Origin of the sequence: Pseudomonas sp. WS 5021 (assembly GCF_012985535.1) — a bacterium.
In the GTDB taxonomy this organism is placed as follows: Bacteria; Pseudomonadota; Gammaproteobacteria; order Pseudomonadales; family Pseudomonadaceae; genus Aquipseudomonas.
This window is the reverse complement of sequence record NZ_JAAQWP010000004.1, coordinates 24378-41910: the sequence shown is the minus strand read 5'-3', so window position 1 is coordinate 41910 and position 17533 is coordinate 24378. Positions and strand designations below refer to the sequence as shown.

Annotated in this window: 19 protein-coding genes; 9 read left to right on the top strand and 10 right to left on the bottom strand. The window is 61.2% G+C overall.

Annotated features, from left to right (window positions below):
• Positions 1-185: 185 nt before the first annotated feature.
• Entirely contained in the window at positions 186-1160 is a 975-nt protein-coding gene (gene cysK / locus HBO19_RS13770; RefSeq protein WP_169955574.1) for a cysteine synthase A, read from the bottom strand.
• A gap of 125 nt (positions 1161-1285) precedes the next feature.
• Between cysK and HBO19_RS13765 the strand changes: the two genes are divergently transcribed.
• From HBO19_RS13765 to HBO19_RS13755, 3 genes are all read left to right on the top strand, one after another.
• On the top strand, positions 1286-2362 hold the full coding sequence (locus HBO19_RS13765) for a DUF748 domain-containing protein (RefSeq protein WP_170043254.1): 1077 nt from the start codon (positions 1286-1288) through the stop codon (positions 2360-2362).
• A gap of 117 nt (positions 2363-2479) precedes the next feature.
• Positions 2480-3325, top strand: a complete 846-nt coding sequence (locus HBO19_RS13760; RefSeq protein WP_029292347.1) for a MoxR family ATPase — start codon at positions 2480-2482, stop codon at positions 3323-3325.
• 11 nt (positions 3326-3336) lie between these two features.
• Entirely contained in the window at positions 3337-4515 is a 1179-nt protein-coding gene (locus tag HBO19_RS13755; protein ID WP_057441266.1) for a VWA domain-containing protein, read from the top strand.
• Between the two features lie 116 nt (positions 4516-4631).
• Here the strand turns inward: HBO19_RS13755 and HBO19_RS13750 are convergent, their stop codons facing one another.
• From HBO19_RS13750 to HBO19_RS13740, 3 genes are read right to left on the bottom strand one after another with little or no spacing between them, the layout of a single operon-like run.
• Positions 4632-5546 carry a biotin-dependent carboxyltransferase family protein gene (locus HBO19_RS13750; protein ID WP_170057688.1) on the bottom strand — a complete coding sequence of 305 codons (915 nt, stop codon included), beginning with the start codon at positions 5544-5546 and terminating at the stop codon, positions 4632-4634.
• The gene (locus HBO19_RS13745) at positions 5543-6247 is read right to left on the bottom strand and encodes an allophanate hydrolase subunit 1 (protein WP_170057687.1); all 705 of its coding nucleotides are present in this window, start codon (positions 6245-6247) and stop codon (positions 5543-5545) included. Before HBO19_RS13745 ends, HBO19_RS13750 begins: the two co-directional genes overlap by 4 nt.
• Positions 6244-6987, bottom strand: a complete 744-nt coding sequence (locus tag HBO19_RS13740; RefSeq protein WP_169955570.1) for a 5-oxoprolinase subunit PxpA — start codon at positions 6985-6987, stop codon at positions 6244-6246. Before HBO19_RS13740 ends, HBO19_RS13745 begins: the two co-directional genes overlap by 4 nt.
• 178 nt (positions 6988-7165) lie before the next feature.
• On the opposite strand from HBO19_RS13740, the gene HBO19_RS13735 reads away from it, so the two are divergent.
• On the top strand, positions 7166-8104 hold the full coding sequence (locus HBO19_RS13735; RefSeq protein WP_170057686.1) for a LysR family transcriptional regulator: 939 nt from the start codon (positions 7166-7168) through the stop codon (positions 8102-8104).
• Between the two features lie 124 nt (positions 8105-8228).
• Here HBO19_RS13735 and HBO19_RS13730 read toward each other — a convergent pair whose 3' ends face one another.
• From HBO19_RS13730 to HBO19_RS13720, 3 genes are read right to left on the bottom strand one after another with little or no spacing between them, the layout of a single operon-like run.
• Positions 8229-8771, bottom strand: a complete 543-nt coding sequence (locus tag HBO19_RS13730; RefSeq protein WP_016971394.1) for a DUF2937 family protein — start codon at positions 8769-8771, stop codon at positions 8229-8231.
• 11 nt (positions 8772-8782) lie between these two features.
• Complete coding sequence (locus tag HBO19_RS13725) at positions 8783-9559, bottom strand: class II glutamine amidotransferase (RefSeq protein ID WP_029292340.1); 777 nt, start codon at positions 9557-9559, stop codon at positions 8783-8785.
• Positions 9560-9589: 30 nt separating this feature from the next.
• Positions 9590-10054: an MFS transporter gene (locus HBO19_RS13720; protein ID WP_225923868.1), complete on the bottom strand. Its 465-nt coding sequence runs from the start codon at positions 10052-10054 to the stop codon at positions 9590-9592.
• A 90-nt stretch (positions 10055-10144) separates the two neighbouring features.
• On the opposite strand from HBO19_RS13720, the gene HBO19_RS13715 reads away from it, so the two are divergent.
• Positions 10145-12199 (top strand): S9 family peptidase, encoded by a 2055-nt coding sequence (locus tag HBO19_RS13715; protein ID WP_170057685.1) that lies wholly within the window; start codon positions 10145-10147, stop codon positions 12197-12199.
• Here the strand turns inward: HBO19_RS13715 and HBO19_RS13710 are convergent.
• Entirely contained in the window at positions 12196-12480 is a 285-nt protein-coding gene (locus HBO19_RS13710) for a hypothetical protein (protein ID WP_169955567.1), read from the bottom strand. The genes HBO19_RS13715 and HBO19_RS13710 overlap by 4 nt on opposite strands.
• An 81-nt stretch (positions 12481-12561) precedes the next feature.
• Between HBO19_RS13710 and HBO19_RS13705 the strand changes: the two genes are divergently transcribed.
• A complete protein-coding gene (locus tag HBO19_RS13705) occupies positions 12562-13248 on the top strand; it encodes a hypothetical protein (protein WP_169955566.1) in 687 nt (228 codons plus the stop codon).
• A 12-nt stretch (positions 13249-13260) separates the two neighbouring features.
• Here the strand turns inward: HBO19_RS13705 and rarD are convergent, their stop codons facing one another.
• Positions 13261-14145, bottom strand: a complete 885-nt coding sequence (gene rarD, locus HBO19_RS13700) for an EamA family transporter RarD (protein WP_170057684.1) — start codon at positions 14143-14145, stop codon at positions 13261-13263.
• 622 nt (positions 14146-14767) lie between these two features.
• Here rarD and HBO19_RS13695 point away from each other — a divergent pair.
• The 3 genes from HBO19_RS13695 to HBO19_RS13685 all read left to right on the top strand — a co-directional run bounded on the left by HBO19_RS13695 (position 14768) and on the right by HBO19_RS13685 (position 16157).
• Positions 14768-15142 (top strand): YajD family HNH nuclease, encoded by a 375-nt coding sequence (locus HBO19_RS13695; protein WP_038448187.1) that lies wholly within the window; start codon positions 14768-14770, stop codon positions 15140-15142.
• 136 nt (positions 15143-15278) lie between these two features.
• The gene (locus HBO19_RS13690; protein ID WP_032863501.1) at positions 15279-15746 is read left to right on the top strand and encodes an RNA methyltransferase; all 468 of its coding nucleotides are present in this window, start codon (positions 15279-15281) and stop codon (positions 15744-15746) included.
• A 69-nt stretch (positions 15747-15815) separates the two neighbouring features.
• Positions 15816-16157, top strand: coding sequence for a DUF2892 domain-containing protein (locus tag HBO19_RS13685; RefSeq protein ID WP_169955564.1), 342 nt, complete (start codon positions 15816-15818; stop codon positions 16155-16157).
• A gap of 138 nt (positions 16158-16295) precedes the next feature.
• On the opposite strand, the gene HBO19_RS13680 is transcribed toward HBO19_RS13685, so the two are convergent.
• Complete coding sequence (locus HBO19_RS13680; protein ID WP_170057683.1) at positions 16296-17528, bottom strand: hypothetical protein; 1233 nt, start codon at positions 17526-17528, stop codon at positions 16296-16298.
• Positions 17529-17533 lie beyond the last annotated feature (5 nt).

Genomic DNA, 17533 nt, shown 5'->3' with positions numbered 1-17533 from the left:
CTCCCGGCAGCGGGAAACCAGACATAGCAGCCGGCCATGATAAACACTCCGGGCCGGAGGAAAAACCCGCGTCATCCAACAATCCGTTTTAAGGGGCGCGCGGCGAGCAATCAATTATGCATAAGGGGCATAAAACCGGGCTGATATGGATCAACCCGATTTCCCTGGAACGGCACCTACCAGGGTCAGGCCTGGTTTTCCTGGTCGGTGAACAGATCGCTGAACAACATGCTCGACAAGTAACGCTCGCCGGAGTCCGGCAGGATCACCACGATAGTCTTGCCCTGCATTTCCGGTTTCTCGGCCAGGCGCACCGCAACGGCCATCGCCGCGCCACAGGAGATCCCGCACAGGATGCCCTCTTCCTGCATCAAGCGCAGGGCCATGGCCTTGGATTCCTCGTCACTGGCCAACTCCACCCGGTCGACCATCGACAGGTCGAGGTTCTTCGGTACAAAACCGGCACCAATGCCCTGGATCTTATGGGGGCTGGGCTTGATTTCTTCACCGGCCAGCGCCTGGGTAATCACCGGCGAGCTGATGGGCTCCACCGCCACCGAGAGGATCGGCTTGCCCGCCGTGTTCTTGATATAGCGCGACACGCCTGTGATCGTCCCACCCGTGCCGACGCCCGCCACCAGTACATCCACCGCGCCATCGGTGTCGTTCCAGATTTCCGGGCCAGTGGTTTTCTCATGGATAGCCGGGTTGGCCGGGTTGTCGAACTGCGCCGGCATGAAATAGGTCGCCGGGTCGCTGGCGAGGATTTCGCCGGCTTTCTCGATCGCGCCTTTCATGCCCTTGGCCGGCTCGGTCAGCACCAGTTCGGCGCCCAGGGCCTTGAGCACCTTGCGCCGCTCGATACTCATGGACGCAGGCATGGTCAGCAACAATTTGTAGCCACGGGCGGCGGCGACAAAGGCCAGGCCAATCCCCGTGTTGCCCGAGGTCGGTTCGACGATGGTCATGCCTGGCTTGAGTTTGCCGCTGCTTTCCGCATCCCAGATCATGCTCGCGCCAATCCGGCACTTCACCGAATACCCAGGGTTACGCCCTTCGATCTTGGCCAGGATGGTCACGCCACGGGGCGCGATACGGTTGATCTGAACCAAGGGCGTGTTACCGATGGAGTGCGCGTTGTCTGCAAAAATGCGGCTCATGGCGGGGTCCTTTAGGCAGTTTTCATGAAGGCAACAAGGGTATGCCTCGTACTCCAAGGCGTCCAGTCGAGGAACGTTGCCGCTGCCGGCGTAGTCAACCGCCTATACACAGGGAGGAAAAACCTATGAAGCGTCGCTACAGTTGGCCGATATGGACGGTCGCCGGGCTGGTGGTCGTGCTGGTGGCACTGGACATCGCACTGCCCTACCTGGTGCGCAACTACCTCAATGAAAAACTCGCCGACATGGGCGACTACCGTGGCCAAGTGACGGACGTAGACCTGGCCCTGTGGCGCGGCGCGTACCGGATCAATGGCCTGCAGATCGTCAAGGTCGACGGCAAGGTGCCCGTACCGTTCGTCAAGGCGCCGGTCATTGATCTGTCAGTGAGCTGGCATTCCTTGTGGTATGACCATGCGGTGGTGGCCCAAGTGCAATTCGTCAAGCCAGAGCTCAACTTCGTCGACGGTGGCGCCAACAAACAGGCATCCCAGACCGGTCGTGGCACCGACTGGCGGGCGCAACTGGGCAAACTGCTGCCCATCACCCTCAACGAAGTGCGCATCGACGACGGCAAGATTGCCTTCCATAACTTCAACTCCAAACCGCCGGTCAACATCGGGGCCACCCAGGTCAACGCCAGTTTCTACAACCTGACCAATGTGGTGGACGTCGAAGGCAAGCGCGATGCGCGCTTTGATGGCAAGGCCCTGTTGCTGGGGCATGCGCCGCTGGAAGCCAGCGCGACTTTCGACCCGCTGAGCAACTTTGAAGACTTCGAGTTCCGCTTTCGCGCCCGCGATATCCAGCTCAAGCGCATGAACGACTTCGCCTCGGCCTACGGCAAATTCGACTTCAATGCCGGCACCGGCGACGTGGTAATCGAGGCCCAGGCCGAGAAAGCCCAACTGACCGGCTATATCAAGCCACTGTTGCGGGATGTGGAAGTCTTCGACTGGCAACAGGACGTGGAGAACAAGGACAAGGGGATTTTCCGCTCGATCTGGGAGGCCGTGGTCGGCGCCAGCGAAACGGTGCTGAAGAACCAGAGCAAAAACCAGTTCGCCACCCGAGTCGAGCTCAGTGGCAGCGTTCACCAGCAAGATATCAGCGCGTTCCAGGCGTTTTTGCAGATTTTGCGCAATGGTTTCGTCCAGGCGTTCAACGCCCGCTACGAACAACCCAAACCCAGCGCCGATTGAACCTGGCGTGACTGGTCATTCAGAGACTGAATAACCCGTCTGCGTTCACAGTCACCGGGGCTGCGCGCTATAGTCGCAGGCATGCTGACTACCGGCGTCATGTTCGAGGATTGAGAAATGAAGTTCGAAGGCACCCAGGCCTACGTTGCCACCGATGACCTGAAATTGGCCGTCAACGCTGCCATCACGCTGGAGCGCCCGCTGCTGGTCAAGGGCGAACCGGGTACCGGCAAGACCATGCTCGCCGAACAACTGGCCGAATCGTTCGGCGCGCGGTTGATTACCTGGCACATCAAGTCCACCACCAAGGCGCACCAGGGCCTGTATGAATACGATGCGGTCAGCCGCCTGCGCGACTCGCAGCTGGGTGTGGACAAGGTCCATGACGTGCGCAACTACCTGAAAAAAGGCAAGCTGTGGGAGGCTTTCGAGTCCGAAGAGCGGGTGATCCTGCTGATCGACGAGATCGACAAGGCCGATATCGAGTTCCCCAACGACCTGCTGCAAGAACTCGACAAGATGGAGTTCTACGTCTACGAAATCGACGAGACCATCAAGGCCAAGAAACGCCCGATCATCATCATTACCTCCAACAACGAGAAAGAGCTGCCAGACGCGTTCCTGCGTCGCTGCTTCTTCCACTACATCGCCTTCCCCGACCGCACCACCCTGCAAAAAATCGTCGACGTGCACTACCCCGACATCAAGAAAGACCTGGTCAGCGAAGCGCTGGACGTGTTCTTCGACGTGCGCAAGGTGCCGGGCCTGAAGAAAAAGCCCTCCACCTCCGAACTGGTGGACTGGCTCAAGCTGCTGATGGCCGACAATATTGGCGAGGCGGTGCTGCGCGAGCGTGATCCGACCAAGGCCATCCCGCCACTGGCCGGCGCCCTGGTGAAAAACGAGCAGGATGTGCAACTGCTTGAGCGCCTGGCGTTCATGAGCCGTCGCGGCACTCGATAAGGGCTTTTGCCATGCTGCTCAACCTGTTCAATGAAATGCGTGCAGCCAAGGTGCCGGTCTCGGTGCGTGAGCTGTTGGACTTGATCAACGCCCTGAAACAACGGGTGACCTTCGCCGACATGGACGAGTTCTACTACTTGTCCCGGGCGATCCTGGTGAAGGACGAGCGCCATTTCGACAAGTTCGACCGGGCCTTTGGGGCCTACTTCAACGGCCTGGAAAAACTCGACGATCACCTGCAGGCGCTGATTCCCGAAGACTGGCTGCGCAAGGAGTTCGAGCGTTCGCTGAGCGATGAAGAGCGCGCGCAGATCCAATCCCTGGGCGGCCTGGACAAGCTGATCGAAGAGTTCAAGAAACGCCTGGAAGAACAAAAGGAACGCCACGCCGGCGGCAACAAGTGGATCGGTACTGGCGGTACCAGCCCGTTCGGTTCCGGCGGTTTCAACCCCGAGGGCATTCGCGTGGGCGATGCCGGCAAGCGCCAGGGCAAGGCGGTCAAGGTCTGGGACCAGCGCGAGTACAAAAACCTCGATGACTCGGTGGAGCTGGGCACACGCAATATCAAGGTGGCCCTGCGCCGCCTGCGCAAATTTGCGCGCCAGGGGGCGGCCGAGGAGCTGGATATCGACGGCACTATCGACCACACCGCCCGCGACGCCGGCCTGCTGAATATTCAGATGCGCCCGGAGCGGCGCAATACGGTCAAGCTGCTGTTGCTGTTCGACATCGGCGGCTCGATGGATGCCCACGTCAAGACTTGTGAAGAGCTGTTCTCGGCCTGCAAGACCGAGTTCAAGCACCTGGAGTACTTCTACTTCCACAACTTTATTTATGAGTCGGTGTGGAAGAACAACATGCGCCGCACTTCCGAGCGCACCTCGACCCAGGACCTGCTGCACAAGTACGGCGCCGACTATAAGGTGATCTTTATCGGCGACGCGGCCATGGCACCTTACGAAATCACCCAGGCCGGTGGCAGCGTGGAGCACTGGAACGAGGAGCCGGGGTATGTGTGGATGCAGCGGTTCATGGAGAAGTACAAGAAGCTGATCTGGATTAACCCTTACCCGAAAGACACCTGGGGCTATACCTCGTCGACCAACATCGTGCGGGATTTGATTGAGGACCAGATGTATCCGTTGACCTTGCGCGGGCTTGAAGAAGGGATGCGTTTTCTCTCTAAATAGGCGGTGAATTCACCGCCGCTATCGCAGGCAAGCCAGCTCCCACAGTTGAATTGCATTCACAAATCAAAAGATGTGAACGCCGCTCAACTATGGGAGCTGGCTTGCCTGCGATGCCTTTAGCGATTCGTAAATCGCTGCAAATAGCTCAGATGCTCGCGATGCGCTGTCTCCTGCATCACCGGCGCCAGCCTCACCTTCTCCCCCGGCAGGCACTGCGCCAGGCGCGCCAACGCCAACGGCGTCAACGCCCCCAACCGCGGATAGCCGCCAATGGTCTGGCGATCATTGAGCAATACAATCGGCTGCCCATCCGGCGGTACCTGGATCGCACCCAAGGGGATGCCTTCGGAGATCAGCGACGGCCCCTGATACGCCAATGGCGTGCCCAGCAAGCGCATGCCCATGCGGTCGGCGCGGCTGTCCACGGCCCATTCGGTATTGAAGGCATCGAACAGGCTCTGGCCGCTGAACTGGCCGATCTGCGCGCCGAGGATCACGTCCAGGGGCGCGGTAGCTTGCAACCGCTCAACCGGCAACTCCCGCAACTGACTGCCGGTGCCGGAATACCCCAGGGCCGCACCTTCGGCCAGGGCCCGGCCAAAACCGTCCAGCCCGCCCAGGGCTTCGCGCCCGACGCTGGCACAACTGCCCAGCACCTTGGGCGCGTCAAACCCGCCCGGCGCCGCCAGGTAAGCCCGCGCACCACGGTGTGGCTGGGTGAAGCGCAGACGCTGGCCTTTTTGCAGAATGAAACTGCGGCCAGGGCTGATGGCGCGCTCGTCGATATACGCCCCCAGGTCCGCGCCGGCCAGGGCCAGCACGCATAGTTCCTCGGCCTGCACGGTAAAACCGCCCAGGGTGATTTCCACCACCGGCGCATCCAGCGGGTTGCCCAGCAGCCAGTTGGCCCAGGACATCGACACCCAATCCAGCGCGCCGCCCTGGGTCACGCCCAGGTGCCGCACACCAAAACGCCCGGCATCCTGCAACAGGCACAGCGCGGTGCTGGCCTCGATCAACAAGCGGCTCATACCTGGGCCTCCAGGGGCGTGTCATCGCCACCCAGCTTGATAAATTCAGCGCGGCCAATAGCTTCGAAACGCACGCTGTCGCCTGGCTGCATCAGGCTGTAGCCGTCGCGCTCGCGGTCGAACAGTTTGGCCGGGGTGCGGCCGATCAGGTTCCAGCCACCAGGAGATTCCACCGGATAGGCTGCGGTCTGGCGCTCGGCAATACCGACGCTGCCCGGCGCCACCCGTTTGCGCGGGGTGCCCAGGCGCGGCGCGGCAAGCTGTTCTTCCACCAGGCCCATAAACGCAAACCCAGGAGCAAACCCGAGGGCGAAGACCTGATAGTGATGCTGGCTGTGGCGGCGAATCACCTCGTTGACCGCAAGCCCGCTACGCTGGGCGAGCAAGGTCAGCTCAGGGCCGACGCTCAGGTCGTACCACACCGGCAATACATGACACTGCCCACTGCCCTGGGCCTGCGGCTGCAAGTCCGTCAGGGCGTGCTCGATCAGTTCCCGGGCCTGTGCCGGGCTCAGTGCCAGCAGGTCGTAATGCACCATCAGCGTCGTGTAGGAAGGCACCAAATCCACCAGCGCCGCGCCAAACCCCTCGCGCAGCCGGCACGTGGCAGCAAGCATCCAGGGCATGTTGTCTTCGGCGATCACGTCAAACAGGCGCACCATCAGGCAGTCAATGGCGACTACTTCAATCCGTGGCTTCATGCTGGCGTCAACGCCTGGCGAATGCGCTGCACCGCCGCCACCGAGCTGGCGTTATCGCCATGCACGCAGAGGGTGTTGGCTTGCAGCAACAGCGGGCTGCCATCGCTGGCGACCAGGGTTTGGCCACGGGCAATGGTCAAGGCCTGCTCAAGGATGACCTGCGCATCGTGATGCACCGCGCCCGGTAACTGGCGCGAGACCAGGTGCCCGGCGTTGTCGTAGGCGCGGTCGGCGAAGGCTTCGAACCACAGGGTCACGCCATATTCATCCCCCAGGGCCTGGGCGGCGCTGTTGTCACGGGTGGCCATCAGCATCAACGGCAGGCTGGCGTCGTACGCCGCCACGGCCTGGATCACTGCGCGCAGTTGCGCAGGCTTGGCCATCATGTCGTTGTACATCGCGCCATGGGGTTTGACGTAGCTGACCCGGCCACCCTGGGCCCGGCAGATACCGTCGAGGGCACCGATCTGGTAATGCAACAGGTCCTGGAGTTCCTGGGGCGCATAGGCCATGGAGCGGCGGCCGAAGCCTGCCAGGTCCTGATATGCCGGGTGCGCACCTATCTGCACGCCATGCTGCAACGCCAGGGCGACGGTCTTGCGCATGATGCTCGGGTCGCCGGCGTGGAAACCGCAGGCGATATTGGCGCAATCAATGAATGGCATGACCTCGGCATCCAGACCCATGGTCCAGGCGCCAAAACTTTCGCCGATGTCGCAGTTCAGTAGCAGGCGGCTCACACTGAAGACTCCTGTAGGCTTTATTTTTTTGTAGTGTGGGATCTTTTACCAAGATCCCGCAACGATGTTGTCCTGAGCCCCGACGACGCTTATCGTGAGACAGCCCGATTTTTGGCGCGCAGCCCCTGCTGCGTCCAACTAATAAAAACCGATCCATGCATAAGAAAAAGTTGATCCCATGAATTTGAAGTTCCTCGAAACCTTCGTCTGGGTGGCCCGGCTCAAGAGCTTCCGGCTGACCGCAGAGAAACTGTTCACCACCCAGGCCTCGATCTCCAGCCGCATTGCAGTGCTGGAAAGCGAGCTGGGGGTGAAGCTGTTTTTGCGAGACTCGCGTGGCGTAAGCCTGACCCCGGACGGGATGAAGGTGCTCGATTATGCCGAACAGATGATGGTCACCATGCAGGGGCTCAAGCAATCGCTGGAAACCACCAGCAGCAAGGTCGGACGCATCCGCATCGGCGCAATGGACACGGTGATCCACACCTGGCTCAGCCCGTTGGTGACCGAGCTGATGGACCACTTCCCCCTGGTTGAGATCGAATTGGTCGCCGATACCGCGCTGAATCTCTGCGATCAGTTGCAAAAAGGCTTCCTCGACGTGATCCTGCAAACCGACCTGATGCGTCAGGAATCGGTGCGCAGCCTGGAACTGGCCAGCCACCCCATGGGCTGGATCGTCGCCAGCAACTCGATCTACAACCGCGACTACGCCTCCCTCGCCGAACTGGCCCAGGAACGAATTATTACCTACTCGAAAAACTCCCATCCCCACCAGGACGTGTTGAGCCTGATGCAGGCCCATGGCGTGGCGGCGCCGCGCATGAACTGCGTGAACTCGGTGTCGGCCATCACCCGCCTGCTACGCGACGGCTTCGGTATCGGCGCGTTGCCGCCGGTGCTGGTCAGCGAAGAATTGGCGCGGGGCGAGTTGCTCGTGCTGCCGATGGCGCAGCGCTTGCCGAACCTGCAGGTGGTGGTGTCGTGGCGGGTGGGGGTGGAGTTGGTGGAAGAGATTGTGGCGTTGTGCCAGAGCGTAGTGGCGCGGTATGCCGAGGAAGTGGGTGAAGAGCGCATGGTGCTCAACCAACCAAACCCGCTGAGGACACCCGATTAAACCTGTGGGAGCTGGCTTGCCTGCGATGCAAGCACCTCGCTACATAAGCTGCACCGGGGTGACGCCATCGCAGGCAAGCCAGCTCCCACACAAACCCGCTGCAACCTTGGGATTTGTGGCGTAGTTACAGGCCCTTGAGGTCCCGCTCTTCAATCGGCCGGCTCTGGCGCAAGCGCTTGCCGCCCAGCACCACCCAGTCGATCAGGCGGAACAGGCACTCCAGGCCGAACGACAGCAGCATCGCCCCACCCAGGCCCCAGCCCATGGCTTCGGGGGTCAGGAGGATCTGGTAGCTGTAGCCATTCCAGGTTTCCCGGCGGATATCCGGGTCGGCGGCCACCGCCACCTGCAAGGCGCGGATGTACCACGGCCCCTGCATGGCCTGGAATTGCTTGTCCAACGCCACCTGGCGATCGAGCAAAGTGCCGAGGCTGTTGGCATCGCTGCGGAACACCGGGTCATCGCTGGCACGGTAATGCGCCACCAATGCTTGCAAATCGCCATTGAAGAACTGCTGGGCCGTGCTTTCAAAACCGCGCAAACCGGTCTGGGCTTCGATCAGGTGGGCCTCGACCCGCTTGGCGTAGTCGTTGATAAACCCCGGGACTTGCACCCCGACCAACAAACCGATGGCAAACAACACCAGGCGCAGATAGCTGAGCAACATAATCGACGTCCTTATGCGGTTGTGCCCTGGCGCACGCATTCGCCGCGCCGCCACAGGCTCCACTGGCCCGGTTCGTAGCGGGTCCAGGTCTCGTTTTCGGTCAAGGGTTCGGTGGCAATCACCGTCACCACATCGTTTGGCGTGGTTTCAGCCTGAAAATCGACGATCACGTCGACATCTTTCAACCGTGCAGGGCCAAACGGCGCACGGCGAGTGATCTGCGCCAGCTTGGTCGAGCAGTAGCAGAACAACCAATCACCATCACTGAGCAGGCAGTTGAACACGCCCTTGCTGCGGTATTCGGCGCAGGCCGCGATCAGGTCCGGCAACACTTGCTCGATATCCACCGGCTCTGGAAACGCCTCGCGGATGCGGTTGAGCAGGTCGCAGAACGCCGCTTCGCTGTCGGTATCGCCCACCGGGCGGTAGAACGTGGCCTGGGGCGTGAAGTCGGCGAGTTGGCCATTATGGGCGAAACACCAGTTGCGCCCCCACAGTTCGCGCACGAACGGATGGGTGTTGGACAGGCTCACCTTGCCGACGTTGGCTTGGCGGATATGACCAATCACCACTTCACTTTTGATCGGATAACGCTGCACCAGCAGGGCCACTTCAGACTCGCTGCTGGCCGCCGGGTCCTGGAACAGCCGCAGGCCACGGCCCTCATAGAAGGCAATGCCCCAGCCATCGCGGTGTGGCCCGGTGCGCCCACCGCGCTGCATCAGCCCGGTGAAGCTGAACACGATATCGGTCGGTACGTTGGCACTCATGCCCAATAATTCACACATGCCAGGACTCTCGATGCAGGGCTTACAACGTTAAAGACGCGGCTCGACCCGCATACCACTGACCGGGGCCGGCGCACGGCCATAGGGTTCGTCGTCCTCAGGCTCGGCCGCGACCGCTGCCGCAGCGGCGGCCTTCTGCTCACGCCGGGCCTTGGCGGCACGCTCGATGGGCCAGCGAATCAGCACAAAGACCAGGTACAGGCCAAAGGCGATCATGGCGTACATCAGCAAATCGGACACCGCCCGCCAGGCGTTATTGCCCACTTTGAGCAACAGATCCAGGGCGGTGATGGCCACGGCCGGGGCGAATTGCTCCTTGACCGGGTCGACAATGGTCGGGCTCAACAGCAGCACCGCCATCAGCAACCGCAGCGGTTCGCGCAGCCAGCGCCAGATCCAGCGGGTCAGGCGAAACCACACCAGCAGGCAGCCCAAAGCGGCGAAGGCGTAGAGGCCCCAAGCGGTCAGATAGTCGTTCTCGGTCATGGTGTCCATGGCAAGGTAGGCAAACAGGCCCGTATGATAACGGCTTTTGAGTGCCACGGCTGCAATGCCGTCGGCCCGCCACCAGACAGAGAGTGATCCATGCCTTCATCGACCCACGCCGCTGCCGCCCCGATTGCCCGCCAGGACTCAGGCCAGGACCCGTATGCCTGGTTGCAGGAACGCGACAACAGCGAGGTGCTCGACTACCTCAAGGCCGAAAATGCCTGGCAAGAGGCGCAGCTTGAGGACCAGAAAGCGTTGCGCGAAAGCCTGTTCCAGGAGATCAAGGGCCGTATCCTCGAGACCGACCTGTCACTGCCCTCGCCCTGGGGCCCGTACCTGTATTACACGCGCACCACCGCCGGTGACGAATACGCGCGCCATTACCGCTGCCCGCGCCCGGCCGACGACAGCCAGCAGATCGATGAAAACGCCGAAGAACTGCTGCTGGACCCAAATGTGCTGGCCAATGGCGGCTTTTTCTCCCTCGGCGCCTTCAGCATCAGCCCGGACCACAAGCGCCTGGCCTACAGCCTGGATACCAATGGCGAAGAGATCTACACCCTGTACGTGAAGGAATTGTCTTCGGGCAAGGTCAGTGAACTGGCCTTCGAAGACTGCGATGGCAGCATGACCTGGGCCAACGACAGCCTGACGCTGTTCTTCGGCGAACTGGACGACACCCATCGCCCGCACAAGCTGTATCGCTACCGCCTGGACGGCACCGCTGCCGAAGAAGTGTTCCACGAGCCCGACGGCCGCTTCTTCCTGCATTGCTACCGCTCCAGTTCCGAGCGCCAATTGCTGCTGTCCCTGGGCAGCAAGACCACCAGTGAAATCTGGGCCCTGGACGCCGAGCAGCCGCAACAGGCGTTTGCCTGCCTGGCGCCACGGGTTGAAGGCCATGAATACGATGTCGATCACGGCAAGCTGGACGACCAATGGACCTGGTTTATCCGCAGCAACCGCGATGGCATCAACTTTGCGCTATTCCAGGCGGCCGACACCGGCGGCGTGCCCACCGAAGACCAGTGGCACAACCTGATTGCCCACGATGACGCGGTGATGCTCGATGGCGTGACGCTCAATGCCCGGGCCATGACCCTGAGCCTGCGCATTGGCGGCCTGCCGGTGATCGACGTGCACCCACAAGGCCTGCCGGCTTATCGCGTGGAGCTGCCGGACGCGGCCTACAGCCTGTATGTGCAAAACAGCCTGGAATTCGACAGCGACAAAATCCGCCTGCGCTATGAAGCACTCAATCGTCCGGCCCAGGTCCGCCAATTGGAGCTGGCCAGCGGCGCGCAGCACGTGCTCAAGCAAACCCCGGTACTGGGCGTGTTCAATGCCGACGATTATGTCAGCCAGCGGCTGTGGGCTACCTCTGCCGATGGCACCCAGGTGCCGATCAGCCTGGTGGTCAAGCGTGACCAGGTGGGCCAGCCGACGCCACTGTACCTGTACGGCTACGGCGCCTACGGCTCGAGCCTCGACCCGTGGTTTTCCCATGCGCGCCTGAGCCTGCTGGACCGCGGCGTGGCGTTTGCCATTGCCCATGTGCGCGGGGGCGGCGAATTGGGCGAAGCCTGGTACCGCGCCGGCAAGCAGGAGCACAAGCAAAACACTTTCAGCGATTTTATTGCCTGCGCCGAACACTTGATCGCCGAGGGCCTGACCACCTCCAAGCAACTGGCCATAAGCGGCGGCAGCGCCGGCGGGCTGTTGATCGGTGCCGTGCTCAACCAGCGCCCGGAGCTGTTCCAGGCAGCAATTGCCGAAGTGCCCTTTGTCGATGTGCTCAACACCATGCTCGACCCGGACCTGCCACTGACCGTCACCGAATATGACGAATGGGGCAACCCTCAGGAACCCGAAGTGTACGAGCGGATCAAGGCCTATGCGCCGTACGAAAATGTCAGCGCCCAGGCCTACCCGGCGATGCTGGTGATCGCCGGCTATAACGACAGCCGCGTGCAGTACTGGGAAGCCGCCAAGTGGGTGGCCAAGCTGCGCGCCACCAAGACCGACGACAACCTGCTGCTGCTCAAGACCGAACTGGGCGCCGGCCATGGCGGCATGAGCGGGCGTTACCAGGGCTTGCGTGACGTGGCCCTGGAATACGCCTTTGTGTTCAAGGCTCTGGGGCTGGTTTAAGAACCCGCCGCCTTGGGCTTGCTGTCGTTTTGCTGCAAGCCAGGCAAGGTCTGGTCCTTGGGCGGCTTGGGCATTTCAATCGGCGGCAACAACGGCGCCCCGCTACCTTGTGGCTTGGGCGCCGTTGGCGGCGTGACTTGCGGATAGGGGGTCGGCGTGGCAGTGCCCGGCGCCCCCGTGGTGGTCGCCGGCGTGTTCGGCACGGGTTGCAACTGCTGGGCATGTGCGGCACCCAATGTGAGCACACTCCCTACAATGACCGCTAGAATGCTGCACTTCATCGATGGCTCCATGGCCTGACTGTTAACCAGTCCCAAGGCTACTCCCAACCGCGCAAGAATGCCCTTCCCAATGAGATTTCCATGAAACGTTTCGTGCTGCTCGACACCACCCCGATCCCCGATAACGGCGGCGCCCTGTGCCTGTTCGAGTACGGCGAGGATTTTGTGATCAAGATCCAGGGCGGTGACGGCGGGCAATTGATGAACACGCGCATGCACGGCTCCGAAGATGCCCTGGCCGAAATCCCCTGCCGCAAGGTCGCCGGCCGCCCTGGTTCACGGGTATTGATTGGCGGCCTGGGCATGGGGTTCACCCTGGCCTCGGCGCTCAAGCACCTGGGCAAGACGGCCGAAGTGGTGGTGGCTGAATTGGTACCGGGCGTCGTGGAGTGGAATCGCGGCCCGCTCGGGGAAAAATCCGGCAACCCGCTGCTGGACCCGCGCACGGTAATCCGCCTGGAAGACGTGGCCAAGGTGCTGCAAGCCGAGCCCCAGGGCTTTGATGCAATCATGCTCGACGTCGACAACGGCCCCGAAGGCCTGACGCAGAAAGCCAACAGCTGGCTGTACTCCGCCGGTGGCCTCAGCGCCTGTGCCAAGGCCCTGCGCCCCAAGGGCGTGCTGGCCGTGTGGTCGGCCAGCGCCGACAAGCAGTTCAGCGACAAACTGCGCAAGGCCGGCTTCAAGGCCGAGGAAGTGCAAGTGTTTGCCCATGGCAACAAGGGCACCCGGCATACCATCTGGATTGCCGAGAAACTCAAGGGCTGAACGGCGCGCCGCTCAGATCGAGCGACGCAGTCGACTCAGGTGCCGCAAGCCTTCCAGTACCAACACCACCACCGCCAGCCAGATGGGCAGGTAGGTCATCCACTGGCCCGGCTTGAGGCTGTCGCCCAGCATCAACGACACCGCCACCAGCAACACCGGCTCAGCGTAACTGAGCAGGCCGAACAGGCTGAAGGGCAACAGGCGGCTGGCCAGGATGTAGCAATAGCCTGCCGCCGCGCTGACCAGGCCCATCACTGGCACCAGCCAGTACAACGCCGGGCGCTGCGCCAGCGTTTCGCCAATGGGTTGGCCGCCGAGGATGAGCCACAGCGCCACGGGGATCATCAGCATCATGTCCAGCCACAATCCGCCCAGGTTGTCGGTGCCACAGCGCCGGCGCAGGACGAAATACAGCGGGTAACCAACACACACCACCAGGGTGGTCCAGGAAAACCCGCCCGTGCGGTACAACTCATTGCCCACGCCCACTGCGGCCAACACGGCGGCAATCTTTTGCAGATGGGAAAGGCGTTCGCCATAAACGATACGCCCGGTGATAACCATGGTCAGCGGCAACAGGAAGTAACCCAGGGAAACGTCCAGGCCATGGCCGTTGAGCGGCGCCCACATGAAGATCCACAACTGCACACCCACCAACGCGCTGGTCAGCACCACGCAAGGCAACAACCCCGGCTTGTCGCGCAAGCGCTGGTAGATCAGCGGCACCCATTTCCAATCCCCGGACAGGCACAGCAGCAGCGTCATGAAGGGCAACGAAATAAGGATTCGCCAGCCAAATATCTGCTGGCCGTCCAAAGGCTCAAGAAGAGAAGTAAAGAAATACAGCACACCAAACAGCAAGGACGCGGAAACCGCCAGAACAACACCTTTAGACACAACAGCCTCTACAACAAATTGCATGTATTGAATTGAAGCTGGCAGTTGAATGTAAGCGAGACGAACATCAAAACTTATTAACGCGCACCACAAACTTACAACTCACACAGAATAGAATTCCAGAGTCATGAATTTATAAGCACAGGGTAACTCGTCGATTTTTTATTATTGGCAAGACGCTGATCAAACTCTTCAACCAACCCGACTTCGGTGATTGGCAGCAGTACGCTCTGCACGAGCGCCTCTGATTTGAAACGCCACAACGCCAGCCGCGGGGGCTGATATCGTGATGGGAAAACCCGATTGCACGGGAAACTAACGGTCGCCAGGCAAGACCTGGCTTATTGAGAACCTGACACCACCACACAACAGCGGCAGTGGGCCAAGAGACGCCACATTAAAGAACTTGGCAAAGTTAGTCCAACACTTTCTCAGCTAAAACTAACGTTGGCCTTATTTAACTTCCCAACGGTATTCAAACACAGCGTTGGCCAGCCATTGTTAGTGTGCCCCAAGCCGCCCAATCGCCGCCCGGCACCCGGACTGAAAAAGCCAAGGGCTTATTGCTCCGCGAGCAGCTAGAATCAACGCCATCCGTGATCCACTAAAAACAGGAGCCATGATGAGCTCAAGCAACCCGCCCTCCCACACCGCCAAGCTGGACCGTATCCTCGCCGATGCCCAGCGCGACCGGGAAATGGGCTACCGCGACAAAGCCCTGAAAATGTACCCCCACGTATGTGGCCGCTGCGCCCGTGAATTTGCCGGCAAGCGCCTCAGCGAACTGACCGTGCACCACCGCAACCATAACCATGACGACAATCCCCAGGACGGTTCCAACTGGGAATTGCTGTGCCTGTACTGCCACGACAACGAACACTCGCGCTACACCGACCAGCAGTATTTCGGCGAAGGCTCCACCAGCAGCCCGACCATTGCCAAGGCCACGCACAACCCGTTTGCGGCGTTGGCGGGGCTGATGAAGAAGGACGACTGACGGTCGTCGCTGAACGTTACGACGTCATCGCGGCGATGCGGCGCGATGACAATCGCCCAAACACGCCATTTCTATAGCGACCGCTGCTCGAGCAATCCCCGTATAATTGCGGTTTTTCTCGAAGGCACCCTCTCCCGTGGGCAATAAACGCTACAGCTGCATCGGTCTGTACAACCCCAAATCCCCCGAAAACGTCGGTTCGGTCATGCGCGCCGCCGGCTGCTATGGCGTGGCTTCGGTGTTCTACACCGGTAAACGCTATGAGCGGGCCCGGGACTTTATTACCGATACCAAGAAGGTCCACCACGATATCCCGCTGATCGGCATCGACGACCTGAAAAAAATCCTGCCCCTGGGCTGCATCCCGGTCGCCGTCGAGCTGGTGGACGGCGCCCGCCCGCTGCCCGAATACACCCACCCAGATCGCGCGCTGTATATCTTCGGCCCCGAAGACGGCTCCCTCGACAAAGAGATCCGCGACTGGTGCGAAGACGTGATCTACATCCCGACCACCGGTTGCATGAACCTCGCGGCCACGGTCAACGTGGTGCTCTACGATCGCCTGGCCAAGGGCAATAACACCCGTTCGGGTCCCAAGTACTGATTTGGCGGGAACATCCACGAACTGCCGGCAGTCAGTTGCATATCAATGGCCCTTTGTTGGAGACAGACCATGAGCGACAGCAAAACCCTCAACCCTGTAATTGAATCGACGCCGTTCCAAACCCAGCCGACCCAGAATGTCCAAGGCTGGGAGCGCATTGGCTCCTTGGCCGGTGGCGTGGTGATGATGGGCAAGGGCATTCGCCGGGGCGGTTTCTTTGGCCTGATCCAAGTGGCGATTGGCGGTGTGGCCTTGGCACGCGGGATCAGCGGGCATAGCTCGGCCAAGTCGCTGCTGGAAAAAAGCCGCCAGGATATGAACAGCGTACGCACTAAAATCGAACGCGCCGGCGAAGAACTGAAAAACCTCAAGACCCGCGCGCAAGTGGCTGCCGAAAAAACCACCCCGTGACGCAACTTGTGTGGGAGCTGGCTTGCCTGCGATGCGTGCGGCTCGGTCTTTTAGTCAGACCGAGGTGATGCTATCGCAGGCAAGCCAGCTCCCACACAAACCCAGTGCCTACACAAGCTGTGTTTGCACCATTGAGTTTCAGCGCAGCAGTTTGCTGTCGAGCACCACCGAGGATTCGCCAATCACGCTTTCGGCCAACTGCACAAACTCCCTGGTCGTGATGCTGTCCAGGCGCATCAGCGCCTGCGTCAGGTCATCCAGGGAACGCTTGTTGTGGGTTTTCAGGCGGATTTCGCGATCCAGTTCCTGCAACACCACCACCGCCCGCGCCACCGTGGCGCCGCTGACGTGCTCGCCGCGCAAGGTCGTCACACCCTTGCCGTCCTTGCTCAAGCGCGCCTGTATTGCCTCATAACGCTCGTCGCTGATGCCACCCGCGCGGCGTAGCAGTTCAATGGAGTAATACTCGGCAAGCCCTTCGCTGATCCAATCGCTGCCCTGATGGTCGTTGAACCGGCCGATGGCCTGCACCACTTCGCGAATCAATGGGCTACTGCCGTTTTCGCTGACCAGCGGCGTGCGGCTATTGAGGTACACCGAATCGCGCCCGGAAAACGCGCCACGGCGCATCGGATCACTGGCCCCCACGACCAGCAGTTTGGCCGGATGCCGGGGAAACGCTGCTTGCACCTGGGGCCAAACGAATGTCAGCAACGTCAACACGTCCATGCGGCGCATGGCCTGGCCCTTGGGCGAGGTCACGGTGATTTCAGTTTCGCCCAGGCGTACCCGGCGGCTGCCCAGGTTACCGGCGAGCATCCAGCCCGTGGGCCGGTCGAACAGACGGGACACGTTGTCGATACGGAACTTGTGCTTGCCGATCCGCGGCCAGGGGGTCTCGACGCTTTTCCATCCTGGCGGCAGCTCGAAGGTCAGCCGCGACACCAACTCCACGCCGTCCTGCTGGTCAAGCCGGGCCGCAGGCACCAGGTCTTCACCACGAAACAACGCCCAGTTGGGGGTCATGCGCGATTCGTAGATGCCGGGCTTGCGCGCATGGCTCAGGCGCACGCGGTAGGTCAGGCTGGCCTTGTCCGCGCCCGGCTGCCACAGGCCACGCCGGGCGCCCGTATCGGGCGTGACCTGCCACTGGCCGTCGGCCTTGAAGTCGCTGTAGTCACCGTCGCGCCCCAGGTCGAAGTTCAGGCTGCGCACCGCCGAGCCCTCGGACAGGCTCAGGCGCACCTCGGCCTGATCGCTCTGGGGTAATAGTTTGACGTGATAGTCGAGGTCGACTTTTTTCGCCGACCATGCCGACGTGCTCAACCCCAGCAACAGCAGGCTTGCCGCCAGCCTGGCTTGGACCGTCATACGCT

Bases quoted from the DNA above. Each gene is read 5' to 3' on its own strand.
- HBO19_RS13710 (WP_169955567.1), bottom strand. From the start codon at position 12,480: ATGAAGTGCAGCATTCTAGCGGTCATTGTAGGGAGTGTGCTCACATTG.
- HBO19_RS13725 (WP_029292340.1), bottom strand. From the start codon at position 9,559: ATGTGTGAATTATTGGGCATGAGTGCCAACGTACCGACCGATATCGTG.
- HBO19_RS13745 (WP_170057687.1), bottom strand. From the start codon at position 6,247: ATGAAGCCACGGATTGAAGTAGTCGCCATTGACTGCCTGATGGTGCGC.
- HBO19_RS13705 (WP_169955566.1), top strand. From the start codon at position 12,562: ATGAAACGTTTCGTGCTGCTCGACACCACCCCGATCCCCGATAACGGC.
- HBO19_RS13765 (WP_170043254.1), top strand. From the start codon at position 1,286: ATGAAGCGTCGCTACAGTTGGCCGATATGGACGGTCGCCGGGCTGGTG.
- cysK (WP_169955574.1), bottom strand. From the start codon at position 1,160: ATGAGCCGCATTTTTGCAGACAACGCGCACTCCATCGGTAACACGCCC.
- HBO19_RS13750 (WP_170057688.1), bottom strand. From the start codon at position 5,546: ATGAGCCGCTTGTTGATCGAGGCCAGCACCGCGCTGTGCCTGTTGCAG.
- HBO19_RS13715 (WP_170057685.1), top strand. From the start codon at position 10,145: ATGCCTTCATCGACCCACGCCGCTGCCGCCCCGATTGCCCGCCAGGAC.
- HBO19_RS13755 (WP_057441266.1), top strand. From the start codon at position 3,337: ATGCTGCTCAACCTGTTCAATGAAATGCGTGCAGCCAAGGTGCCGGTC.
- HBO19_RS13695 (WP_038448187.1), top strand. From the start codon at position 14,768: ATGAGCTCAAGCAACCCGCCCTCCCACACCGCCAAGCTGGACCGTATC.
- HBO19_RS13730 (WP_016971394.1), bottom strand. From the start codon at position 8,771: ATGTTGCTCAGCTATCTGCGCCTGGTGTTGTTTGCCATCGGTTTGTTG.
- HBO19_RS13760 (WP_029292347.1), top strand. From the start codon at position 2,480: ATGAAGTTCGAAGGCACCCAGGCCTACGTTGCCACCGATGACCTGAAA.
- HBO19_RS13720 (WP_225923868.1), bottom strand. From the start codon at position 10,054: ATGGACACCATGACCGAGAACGACTATCTGACCGCTTGGGGCCTCTAC.
- HBO19_RS13680 (WP_170057683.1), bottom strand. From the start codon at position 17,528: ATGACGGTCCAAGCCAGGCTGGCGGCAAGCCTGCTGTTGCTGGGGTTG.
- HBO19_RS13735 (WP_170057686.1), top strand. From the start codon at position 7,166: ATGAATTTGAAGTTCCTCGAAACCTTCGTCTGGGTGGCCCGGCTCAAG.
- HBO19_RS13685 (WP_169955564.1), top strand. From the start codon at position 15,816: ATGAGCGACAGCAAAACCCTCAACCCTGTAATTGAATCGACGCCGTTC.